General features: G+C 46.7%; 9 protein-coding genes and 1 pseudogene. 4 read left to right on the top strand and 6 right to left on the bottom strand.

The window, feature by feature from the left end:
* Nucleotides 1–267 (bottom strand): annotated as a pseudogene (locus SFV55_RS12830) (DUF6069 family protein); the annotation flags it as partial.
* A gap of 58 nt (nt 268–325) precedes the next feature.
* Nucleotides 326–775, bottom strand: a complete 450-nt coding sequence (locus SFV55_RS12825) for a MarR family winged helix-turn-helix transcriptional regulator (RefSeq protein ID WP_320029905.1) — start codon at nt 773–775, stop codon at nt 326–328.
* Between the two features lie 116 nt (nt 776–891).
* Between SFV55_RS12825 and SFV55_RS12820 the strand changes: the two genes are divergently transcribed.
* Nucleotides 892–2,418 carry a glycosyltransferase family 39 protein gene (locus SFV55_RS12820; RefSeq protein ID WP_320029904.1) on the top strand — a complete coding sequence of 509 codons (1,527 nt, stop codon included), beginning with the start codon at nt 892–894 and terminating at the stop codon, nt 2,416–2,418.
* A 13-nt stretch (nt 2,419–2,431) separates the two neighbouring features.
* Here the strand turns inward: SFV55_RS12820 and SFV55_RS12815 are convergent, their stop codons facing one another.
* The 3 genes from SFV55_RS12815 to cobA all read right to left on the bottom strand — a co-directional run bounded on the left by SFV55_RS12815 (nt 2,432) and on the right by cobA (nt 4,801).
* Nucleotides 2,432–3,136 carry a hypothetical protein gene (locus SFV55_RS12815; protein ID WP_320029903.1) on the bottom strand — a complete coding sequence of 235 codons (705 nt, stop codon included), beginning with the start codon at nt 3,134–3,136 and terminating at the stop codon, nt 2,432–2,434.
* Nucleotides 3,137–3,471: 335 nt separating this feature from the next.
* Nucleotides 3,472–3,768 (bottom strand): DUF1330 domain-containing protein, encoded by a 297-nt coding sequence (locus SFV55_RS12810; protein ID WP_320029902.1) that lies wholly within the window; start codon nt 3,766–3,768, stop codon nt 3,472–3,474.
* A 244-nt stretch (nt 3,769–4,012) separates the two neighbouring features.
* Nucleotides 4,013–4,801, bottom strand: coding sequence for a uroporphyrinogen-III C-methyltransferase (cobA, locus tag SFV55_RS12805; protein WP_320029901.1), 789 nt, complete (start codon nt 4,799–4,801; stop codon nt 4,013–4,015).
* A 100-nt stretch (nt 4,802–4,901) separates the two neighbouring features.
* Between cobA and nirB the strand changes: the two genes are divergently transcribed.
* From nirB to SFV55_RS12790, 3 genes are all read left to right on the top strand, one after another.
* A complete protein-coding gene (gene nirB / locus SFV55_RS12800; protein WP_320029900.1) occupies nt 4,902–7,409 on the top strand; it encodes a nitrite reductase large subunit NirB in 2,508 nt (835 codons plus the stop codon).
* A 228-nt stretch (nt 7,410–7,637) separates the two neighbouring features.
* On the top strand, nt 7,638–8,012 hold the full coding sequence (gene nirD, locus SFV55_RS12795) for a nitrite reductase small subunit NirD (protein ID WP_320029899.1): 375 nt from the start codon (nt 7,638–7,640) through the stop codon (nt 8,010–8,012).
* A gap of 205 nt (nt 8,013–8,217) precedes the next feature.
* Nucleotides 8,218–8,970, top strand: a complete 753-nt coding sequence (locus SFV55_RS12790; protein WP_320029898.1) for a sulfite exporter TauE/SafE family protein — start codon at nt 8,218–8,220, stop codon at nt 8,968–8,970.
* 51 nt (nt 8,971–9,021) lie between these two features.
* Here SFV55_RS12790 and SFV55_RS12785 read toward each other — a convergent pair whose 3' ends face one another.
* A complete protein-coding gene (locus tag SFV55_RS12785) occupies nt 9,022–11,436 on the bottom strand; it encodes a DUF3536 domain-containing protein (protein ID WP_320029897.1) in 2,415 nt (804 codons plus the stop codon).
* Nucleotides 11,437–11,572 lie beyond the last annotated feature (136 nt).

The following is an 11,572-nucleotide window of genomic DNA, read 5'->3' as shown; positions in this document are numbered from 1 at the left end:
AATTCTGAACACTTTGAATGGTTTGTTTAGGAAATAATTCAATCCTGCCAGTACCAGGCCCGCTATTAGACTGGGCATAAAGGAGGACATAATTACTGGCCCAATCGTAATGGGGGTATTCATTCCAGGAACCAATACCGCAGCATCCATTAAGCCAATGGCAGAGCCAATCAGGAACAATACACTGTTGATCCCGGCGGCAATTGCACCCGCCAATGGAGCAACCCAAAGGAGTTTTTTAGCCGCAATTTTTTCAATACTTGACATTTTAGTTGTTTTAATGGTTAAACAAAATTTGTTTAAACGAATTTTAGAGCAAAAAAATTTACCCTCTCAGTTTGTCCAATAAATTCGAGAGTAGCTCTGCTTCCTCATCGCTTAGGTTATTTATTTTTTTTGCTTGTTGCTGAAGAAGAGGCTCCGTTTTTTCCAGCAATTCCAAACCCGGTTTGGCAATGCGCAGCAAAACCTGGCGCCGGTTACAGGCATTGGTTTCCCGTTCAATCAAACCCTTTTCCTGCAATCGATCACACAAACGAGTCAGATCGGGGTTTTTATCCAACATTACTGCTTTGACATCCCCTACTGGCACAAATTCAGGGTACCTGCCCCGCAGAATGCGCAATACGTTGAACTGTTGCATGGTAATCCCAAAGGGTTTGAATAGCTCTGCTGCCTGATCCACATGCCAATTGTAGGTATAGATCAGATTGAGAATGGCCTTTTGCAGCGGCGAAACAAACTTGGTCTGCTTGATCAGTTCTTCGATCTTCATGGTACAAAACTAATAAAAACATTCGTTTAAACAAATGTTTTCAGTAAAGGTTGAAAAACCCTTGCTCAATCTGCAAAAAATTAATAGGTTACTGAAAAAATTTACCGCTTTCCGCTATGCATACCAAAAGCCTGCTTCTAGCCCTTTTCATCGCCCTGAAATTTGCCCTCCAATATTTGGCCATCGCCCCCGAGTACGAGGTGCACCGCGATGAGTACTTGCACCTGGATCAAGCCCGGCATCTGGCCTGGGGCTATCTTTCGGTGCCGCCTTTCACTTCCTGGGTCTCTTACCTGATTTTGCTTTTGGGAAATGGGGTATTTTGGGTTAAATTTTTTCCGGCCCTGTTTGGGGCATTGACCATTTTTGTGGTTTGGAAAACCATTGAATCACTGGGCGGAGATTTGTTTGCCCTTGCACTGGGGGCAACAGCGATGATTTGTTCGGTATTTGTACGGATCAATACCTTGTACCAACCCAATTCGGTGGATTATTTATGCTGGACATTTGTGTACTATGCTTTCGTGCGTTATGTCCAAACCGAAAAGCCACGGTGGTTGTACTGGGCAGGAATAGTTTTTGCGCTGGGCTTTTTGAACAAATACAACATCGTTTTTTTAGCCTTGGGTTTGGTTCCTGCTTTATTGATGACACCAAGTCGAAAAATTTTTACGAAACCTGCCTTATACCTCGCACTTGGACTGGCTTTAGTGATGATTTCACCCAATTTGTACTGGCAGTATAGCCATGATTTCCCGGTACTCCAGCACATGCGTGAATTGAGTGAAGATCAGTTGGTCAACGTGAGTCGGGCGGATTTTTTCATGGATCAAATCTTGTTTTTTTCGGGAGCTGTTTGGGTTTGGTTGGCAGCCTTGCTGGCTTTCTGGGTTTATCCTCCTTTTAGGCCATATCGCTTTTCGTTTTTTGCCTTTTTGATCAGTATGGCTTTATTTGTGTATTTGCGGGCCAAGGGTTATTACAGCATTGGGTTGTACCCCATTTTACTGGCTTTCGGAGCGGTGTATTTTGAGTTTTTACTCAATAAAGGCTGGAGAGTTTATTTGCGCCCGATTGTATTGGCCTTTCCGGTGGTTTTGTTTTCAGGTTTGGCCATGGTGGTGTTGCCCATGCGCAGCCCCGCCGAAATTGAAGCAGATCCAGCTCAGTACAAAAGCCTGGGTTTATTGCGCTGGGAGGATGGCAAAGACCATTCTCTACCCCAGGACTTCGCCGATATGCAAGGTTGGCGGGAATTGGCTCAAAAAGTAGACAAGGTTTATGCGGGATTGGCCGACAAACAAGGCACTTTAGTGTTTTGTGACAATTATGGCCAGGCTGGAGCCATCAATTTTTACACTAACCAGGGCATTCAAGCAGTATCCATGAATGCGGATTACATCAACTGGATCAATCTGGACCAACCCATCCACAACATTATTTTGGTGAAAGAAAGTGAAGATGACGACCCCAATCGGGAAGCGGAAAGGCCTGCTTTTGTACGGGTGGAAACAATGGGAGAAATCAAAAACCCCTTCGCACGGGAAAAAGGTGCCAAAATTTATTTATTGGAGGGGGCAAAGGTACCGATTGCGCCGATTTTGCAGGAGGAAATTGAGAAGCGGAAGCGGGGGGAGGATTGAAAATGTTTTTCTTTCAAAAGCCAAGCGTAACCATTCGGGATTTGTACTGTCCTTTTTCAATAATCAATAGTACAACATACCCGCCTGCTCCATCACTATTCATCGCATTGATGAATAACTTATCGCCCTTTCTGTCGCAATGCACTTCTGTAAAATTAAAATTAGGCTCAAAAAGGTTTTTCAAAGCAGAATCAGGTAACTCAGTTTTTCGGCGCCCAAAGTCAACCGTTATTGATTTGTACTGTATTTTGGGAATACCACCATCAGTTCCCCAAATTTGTTCATTGTCGATTTCAGCTAAGTACTTTAAACCGCTGTTGGTCTTGTTCAAAAGTTTATGTTCTGCTGCAATGAAATTTCTTCGTAAAATTGTAACCTTGATACTATCTTTTTGAAAAATAACCTGATCTTTTGTTTCATTTTTGACTGGGATTCTTTCAAAATCAGTGATGAGCTTGAGCCTTGATTTATGGATATACCCATTCAGAAAGTTTCCTTTTTTACAATAGTCGACATTGTACCAATCCTTTTTTTCTACTTTTTCAAAGCACCACACCACCCGGCCCGTATGGAGTGTGTCTATGACGTTGTTTTTAAATTCTGGTTCTGAGCGCACATTTACAAATCCCTCCGCATCATGAATCAAGGCGAACTGGCCGCATACCCGGGTCCCATAGACCACAAACGCCATCAAGAAAAAATAAGCAAATGGTTTCATTGAGAAGGAGGTTCTGTATTTCGGTAGCACTTCTGTATTTAAGCGGTAATTCCGAAAAGTTATGTTCCTGTTAAAGTTTCATTTACTCTGCAACCACCCTATTTGGCAATCTGTCTAAAAAATCGGTGCGGCCATTCATCCAAAGCTGGCATCATTCCGTATTTCTTACTTCACCTAAAACCAACACCAATGACCACCTTAGTAATTGCCCTGTTTATTGCCGGTTTGGCGATGTTTATTGCCGGTTTGCGTATCGGTATTAAAACAATGCGGTATCGCGCGTAGGGGCAACCCTATGTGGTTGCCTATGTAGGGACAAGCACACATTGTTGTCCCTACATGGGTACAAACCCATCCACCAAAATCATTTCCGTTTCTGCGGTGCGTTGACGGATGGCTTTGGCAGGGGCATATTCTTCAGATTCCCACCAGGTTTTGGCAGTAACTACGTCTGGAAATTCCAGGACTACCAAACGGCCTGGAGCCCAGCTTCCTTCCAAGGTCTCAACGGCAGCGCCACGCACGATAAAACGTCCTCCATAGGCACTTATGGATGCAGGTGTAAGTGACTTGTATACTTCGTATTCAACGGGCTCGTTAACTTTTACTTGAACGATGACGTATGCAGGCATGGTAAAAAGAATGAAGAGTGATGAATGATGAGTGATGAACTTTCAACTCATTTAAAACCGCACTAAATTAATATTTTCTATTTAGCCGGTTCTATCAATTGTATCACCCTATAACATTTGCATTCTAGAGGCGGAGGACATCAATTGCCCCTGGCTTCAGCATGGGGACATAGGCACCCCCTTGAATCTGGGCTTCAGCCCAATGAGAATTAAGGCTTTGGCTAAAGCCGATCAAAAGAGAAACTTAATCCACGCGCTGAAGCACGTGGCAATTGATGTCCTCCGCGCCTGAAAAATTCAGCTCCGCCAAACGCACCACTTCTCCAATCACCACAATGCCGGGGGCATGGATATCAATTTCACCCAATCGCTCTCCTACCCCACTCAATTGATCCACCACAGTGAGTTGATTCTCCAAAGTTGCATTTTGGATGATGGCAATTGGTGTCGAGTCATCCCGAAACTGGCTGAATAAAGCCGCGATGGCCTCAATTTTGCGGATACCCATCAACAAAACGACCGTAGCATTGGATTGAGCCGCCATTTGAATATCTGGGGCCAGATCTCCATCCTTAGTTGTGGCCGTCAGCACCCAAAAACTGGTGCTCACTCCCCGCGAAGTGACAGGAATACCCGCCGCGGCTGGTCCAGCAATGGAACTACTGATTCCTGAAATGACCTCAATGTGCTGGATGCCTTTCTGTTTAGCGTACTCTATCTCTTCCATGCCTCGCCCAAACACAAAGGGGTCGCCCCCTTTCAAGCGGACTACATGCCCGTAGCGGTAAGCAGCTTCCACAATTTGCTGATTGATTTCCGTTTGGCTGGCGCAATGGGCACCACTGCGTTTCCCTACGTAAATTTTAGGTACACAACTAGGGATTTCTGCCAATAAGTCTGGATGTATCAAGGCATCATACAGCACCACATCAGCCATTTGCAAGGCTTTCCAGCCTTTCCGAGTAATCAAATCCGGGTCGCCAGGTCCTGCTCCAACGAGCGTCAAACGTGGCATTTTGCAGCGCATTACCATACTACTAGGTTTTTATCCGCAACAAAAATAAGTAAATTTTTGAAAAAATACTTGAATTACTTAAAAATGTACTTAGATTTGCCAAACAAAATCTACGTACATGATGCAAATAATCGTAATTGGCAATGGCATGGTAGGCTATAAATTTTGCGAAAAATGGCTAGCACAAGCCCCTCAGGGTACGTATGAGCTGCACATTTTTGGCGAAGAGCCACGCCCGGCGTACGACCGGGTGCACCTCAGTGATTATTTTTCCGGAAAAACCGAACAAGACCTTTATCTGGCTCCGGCGGAGTGGTATGCCAACAACGGCATAACCCTCCACCTGGGCGAATTGGTGACACAAATCGACCGCGACAAAAAGTTGGTTTGTACCCACAAAGGTCTGGCGTTCGCATACGATAGACTCATTCTGGCTACAGGCTCGGCACCCTTTGTTCCACCTATACCTGGGAAAGACAAACAAGGGGTGTTTGTTTATCGCACGATCGAGGATCTTGAGCAGATTACTCAATATGGCATGAAACTCGCTGCAAAAGGAAGTGCAATACCCGCAGCGGTGTTGGGAGGTGGCCTGCTGGGGCTCGAAGCTGCCAAAGCTGTGCGCGATTTAGGGTTAGAGACGCACGTGGTAGAGTTCGCGCCCCGGCTCATGCCTAGGCAGTTGGACGAAAGGGCGGGAGACCTGCTCCGGGAAGCCATCGAAGGTATGGGTGTTCAAGTACACTTGAGCAAAAACACCAGTCAAATTGCCGGTGAGGAGCGAATGACCCAGATGGAGTTTGCCGATGGCTCGGTTTTACCTGCTGAAATGTTGGTCATTTCTGCAGGTATTGCCCCTCGCGATGAACTGGCGCGGCAATGTGGCCTGGAGCTCGGCCCTCGCGGTGGTGTGATGGTCAATGAATACATGCGCAGCTCCGATCCAGATATTTTTGCTATTGGTGAGGTAGCCTTGTATAAAGGTATGATTTATGGCCTGGTCGCACCTGGGTATGAAATGGCTGAAGTTGCAGTTTGTAGTATTTTAGGCAAGAACAAAACGATGAGCTCAGAAGTAGACTTGTCTACCTCACTCAAACTCATTGGGGTGGACGTGGCCAGTTTTGGAGATGCCTTTGGTACCCAATCTGCCCACCGTGCCATTGTTTTTGAAGACAAACTCAAAGGGCTGTACAAGCGCCTGAATGTTTCTGAAGACGGGAAACGCCTACTCGGTGGTATCCTGGTGGGAGATGCAAGTGATTACAATCAATTGCTGCAAATTTATAAAAATGGCATTGCCTTACCACCCGAACCGGAAGCCCTCATCGTCAAACTATCCGGTGGCACATCCGCTTTTGGCAGCGTTTTGGATTTGCCCGATGAAGCAGTTATTTGTTCCTGTGAAAGTGTGAGCAAAGGGCGCATCTGCCAATCCGTAAGCGAAGAAGGTTGTGAAACCCTCAAGGCCATCACCAAATGTACCAAGGCCATCAGCGGCTGTGGCGGTTGCAAACCAATGGTGGATGACCTGCTCAAGGGAACCCTCAAAGCTCTGGGCAAAACGGTCAAAGAAAGCCTCTGCGAACATTTTCCACATAGCCGTCAGGAATTGTACGACATCGTCAAGGTCAAGGATTACAGCTCTTTTGAAGAAGTAATCGCAGAACACGGCAAGGGGTATGGTTGCGAAGTATGCAAACCCGCGCTGGCTTCAATTTTTGCTTCCATCAATGCCGAAACTGCTTCCGCACAAAGTGGCATTCAGGATACCAACGACCGTTTTTTAGCCAATATCCAGCGCAATGGCTCTTACTCGGTAGTGCCTCGCATTCCGGGTGGAGAGATTACCCCGGACAAACTCATCGCCATCGGAGCAGTGGCTAAAAAATACGACCTGTATACCAAAATCACGGGTGGTCAACGCATCGACCTCTTTGGTGCCCGCCTGGATGATTTGCCCTTCATTTGGGAAGAGCTCATTGAAGCCGGTTTTGAAAGTGGTCATGCCTACGGCAAAGCTTTGCGCACCGTCAAAAGTTGCGTCGGTTCCACCTGGTGCCGTTTTGGGATGTTAGACAGTGTGAGTTTTGCCATCGAAGTGGAGGATCGCTACAAAGGGCTTCGGGCTCCTCACAAAATCAAGGGGGGTGTATCCGGGTGTATCCGCGAATGCGCTGAGGCCAGAGGTAAAGATTTTGGCATCATTGCTACCGAAGAGGGCTGGAACCTATACGTGTGTGGCAATGGTGGAGCCAATCCAAAACATGCTGTACTGTTGGCCGAAAAAATTGACTCGGCAACCTGCCTGCGTTACCTGGACCGCTTCCTCATGTTTTACATCAAAACAGCCGGACCACTGGTACGAACCGCCCCATGGTTGGAAAAAATGGAAGGCGGCATCAACTACCTGCGCGATGTGATTGTACACGACTCTCTGGGAATTGGTGCAGAACTGGAAGCTGATATGGCCATCCTGATTGCCAATTACCAGTGTGAATGGAAAGAAGCAGTGGAAAACCCGGCCATTCGCGCCCGTTTCAAACACTTCATCAACAGTGAAGAAACGGATGAAAACATGGCATTTGTTGAATTGCGCGAGCAAAAAATGCCCAGACCTTGGTAAATACACAAATTGCTACAAAGCTTCAAATAAGACATAATTAGCACAAAGAACACAAAGAGAGGCACAAAGAACACAAAGACAAGACGTTGACAAATCAATGAATTTAAAATTTTTAATGCCACGGACGTCAAATCCATTTTCCTTGTGTTCTTTGTGCCTCTCTTTGTGTCCTTTGTGCTTAAAAATGTCGCTTTGGGATAACCTTTAATTCTTCAAAAGCTTACCAACATGCAATCACTCCTCTCCAAATACACTCCTGTGACGGAGTCCGAAGTAAAAGTTTGGTTCAAAGCGGGACCAACCCACGCTTTCCCCCCAAACGCCGGAGCCTGTGTGAAATATCAGGACAAACAAATTGCCGTCTTTCACTTTGCTGGCCTGGGAGAATGGTACGCTTGCCAAAACCTTTGCCCACACCGCATGGAAATGGTGCTTTCGCGCGGCTTGATTGGCGACGAGAACGGGGAGCCCAAAGTAGCCTGCCCGATGCACAAGCGCACGTTTTCTTTGTTAAGTGGTGAAAACCTGAATGGAGACTGTGGCAAAATTGCCGTTTATCCCGTCAAGGTGCTCGATGGGGAAGTGTACATTGGGGTGGGATAAAAAGTATTATGCCGGAATCTGTTGAAAACCTGATGCTTTTGTAGCTATTCTTAACTTTGCAGGCAATAAGTAGTGGGGCAAAAATAGATGTTCATTTTTCCTGAGCCAAAGAATTAGATAAGACACTTGAAATGAAGCGTTTACTTATCTAACCCTTTGGCAAAATGAACATTTATTTTTTATCGCCCCTAATCCAACAAAAGCAATGATTTATGCCTGTTTAGCCGCTCTACTGGCGGGGTTTGTAGATGCTATTGTAGGTGGGGGTGGATTGATCCAGGCGCCAGCAATGTTCATTCTGTTTCCTAATTTTTCGGTGCCGCGCATCATTGGCACCAACCGTTTTGCGTCCTTTATGGGTACTGCCGTTGCCGCCTGGCAGTACTCCCGCAAGGTAGCTATCCCTTGGCGTACGGTATTGTATGGAGGAATTGGAGCTGGGACTATGTCTTTTTTGGGCGCACGGTTTTCCAGTTTGGTCAGTTCCGATGTGCTGAAACCAATCATTTTGATATTGATGGTGGCCATTGCGGTATACACCTACTTCAAAAAAGACCTGGGGCACCAGGAGCAATTTCGGGTTAGTGTGCAATTGATTCCGGTTTATGGATTGCTAGTGGGTATGAGTTGTGGATTTTACAATGGTTTTGTAGGGCCGGGTACGGGCAGTTTATTGGTATTTGGTTTCGTAAGTTTGATTGGCTATAATTTTCTCACTGGATCGGCCATCTCCAAGTTCATCAACGTGGTCGCCGACGTATTTTCCCTGATCTTCTTTTTGTGGCACGGATACGTCAGTTTTGAAATTGCGCTACCTATGATGGTTTGCAATATGATCGGTTCTTTTGTAGGTAGCAGAACTGCTATTTTGCGGGGAAATGGTTTTGTGCGGCTGTTTTTTTTGGGGGTGATTGGAGCCTTACTCTTGCGCTTTGGTTGGGATGTACTATTTAAATGATAAGTGATAAATGAAAGTCCCAAATATTCATCATTCATCACTTATCACTTATCATTCATTGTTAGCCTTCACCCCCAAATGCCTCCCCAACTTCGTCCATTCCGCCCACCAATGGATGGAGTACTGGAATCGTTTCATTTGCCGAGAAGCAGAGAAGTACAAATTCTGCCCTTTCCAGATGTTCAGGTCCATCTCCAGTTCTTTGAGGTTTTCCATCACCAGATTGAGCAGGCGCATACGTTCCAGGGCTTTTTCTTTTTCCTGTAAAATCAGCTGCAATTCGTGATGAACCCGTTCGGTGATGCTCAGTCGCAGGCTGGAGCGATTGGTCAGCTTGACTTCCCATTTTTTAAACTCAGCAATCAGCCGTTTCATGGTGCGGATGCTGAAGGTATTTCCATTGGAAAACATGGCCACCAGGTCGTGATTGAGAATAAATTTCACTGCGGTGAGGTACGTTTCAGGCACTGGAATTTTGCTCAATTTGATCCCCGTCATCAACTGGTAATTGTCATTGTAAATTTCGCGGAAAACGGTTTCGGTGGCGCGCAAACTGCGCTCCGAGATTTCACCTAAAATCTTGCGCTTTTCATCATTGAAGAGGTGCCAGTAGGTAAAGCGTTCAGAGCCGAAATAGTCTTGCATTACGCCCACTACTTCGCCGAGATCGGTTTGTTCAAATGCGGGAATCAACTTGGCTTCCATGGCGTCAAAATCAGCCTGCGGCATGTTTACCGAAATGTGCCCGATGATGTTTTGTTGGCCGAGGTACAATACCGCAAAACTGAAGTGTTTTTCTGATAGGGTCACCTTTGAACGCACCTTGGTACGACCAAAAGCCAGCCTTTGGTTCCCCCCCTCATAGCGGTGAAATTCCTCGCTAGTCATTTGGTAGTTAAAAATCTCGAGGTCTTCCGGGTATTCTTCAAACAAGGAGGAGGCCGCATAATGCATGCCTACCCGGGCTAAATCCACCCGGGCTGGAATAACATTTTTGCGGTAGCTGCTGGCCCCATTTTCGTATACGTTGCTGGGCATTTTTTCCAGGCGCTGCAAAAAATCTTCATGCAAGTCTACACCTGCTACCTGTTCAGCATAATGAATAGCCCGGTTGGCGTATTGCAAAATTTGGTCGGTTTCCAAACCCGAGATTTCATCAAAAAACCAGCCACAACTGGTGAACATCTGCATGGCTTGCCGCTGCATTTCCATCAAACGCAGGAGTTGGGTTTTTTCATCCTCATCCAAAGGCCGGCTGGCATGGGCCTGGATGAATTTTTGCAACAAGGGTTCATTACCCCGTTGCAGCACCACTTGAATGTAGTCGTTGCGCGCCGCCCAGGGGTCTTTCAACAAGCCCTCGGTTTTTCGCTCATAAATGGGGATCAATTCATCACGCAGCCAGTTCAAGGTTTCGCGCAGCGGAGCCCGCCAGCTTTGGTTCCAATCGGGTCGGCCACCTGAGTTGCAGCCACAATTGCTGCGCCAGCGCTCTACCCCGTGCACACAACTCCAGGAACTGTTTTCGTGGATTTGGGCTTCCCACTGCGGCGGGTATTTGGCCAAAAAGGCACTGTAATTGATGATTTGAATGTCGGTATTTTTCTCCAAATGATCCAGGCAAGCAGCCAGGGCCATTTCGCCATAGCGGTGGTGGTGGCCGTAACTTTCGCCATCGGTAGCCACGTGGATCAGTTGGGGCGTATCGATGTTTTCAAAAGAGCCTGCAATAGCGTTGGCAAAATTGATGCCATCGTTGAGCAAACCTTTAAAAGCAACATCCTGCGCAACGCCTCCGTGGTAAAAAAACAAATTGATGGTACGACCAGAGGGCAGTTTGCACAGGTAAGCCCGGCGGGGATCGATGCTGTCCGAGGGGATGTTTTCCCAAGTCTCGGCGCCGATTTTGCGGATGGCTTTACCCTGGCGAGGGGCGAGTACGGTAAACTTGATGCCATTTTCTGCCAACACTTCCAGCGACTCGGTATCTGCTGCCGTTTCGGCCAGCCACATGCCTTCGGGTTTGCGGCCAAAACGGTGTTCAAAATCGCGGATGCCCCAGATGACCTGAGTTTCTTTGTCGCGTCGATTGGCCAGGGGCAAAATCAAGTGCCCGTAAGCCTGGGCCATTGCCGAGCCTTTGCCCCCACCTGCCAAACGACTTTCTTTATCGGCCTGAATAATCGCCTGATAAGTCATCGGATCGGCTTTTTCCATCCAGGACAACAAGGTTGGGCCAAAATTGAAGCTGATCTTGGAATAGTTGTTGACAATGTTGATGATCTGCTTGTCATTGTCCAACAAACGAGCAGCCGTATTGGGGGCATAACATTCGAAGTTGATGCGATCGTTCCAATCGTGAAAAGGGGCCGCCGAATCTTGTAATTCCACACTCTCCAACCAGGCATTTTCACGCGGGGGTTGGTAAAAATGACCGTGAATGCACAGGTATTTTTCTTTTTTCATGGCTTTGTAATGGGGCAAAAATGAGTACTCATTTTTTTATTGCCCCTTTGTTTGGGTCGAATACAAGACAAGTTTAGGAAAAAAATGGGAGAATGGGAAGTTTGGGAGGGGATTTGGCGAGGGGGGGCTGAAAAAT

Origin of the sequence: Haliscomenobacter sp. (genome assembly GCF_033763495.1) — a bacterium.
In the GTDB taxonomy this organism is placed as follows: Bacteria; Bacteroidota; Bacteroidia; order Chitinophagales; family Saprospiraceae; genus Haliscomenobacter.
This window is presented reverse-complemented; position numbering and strand designations above follow the sequence as displayed.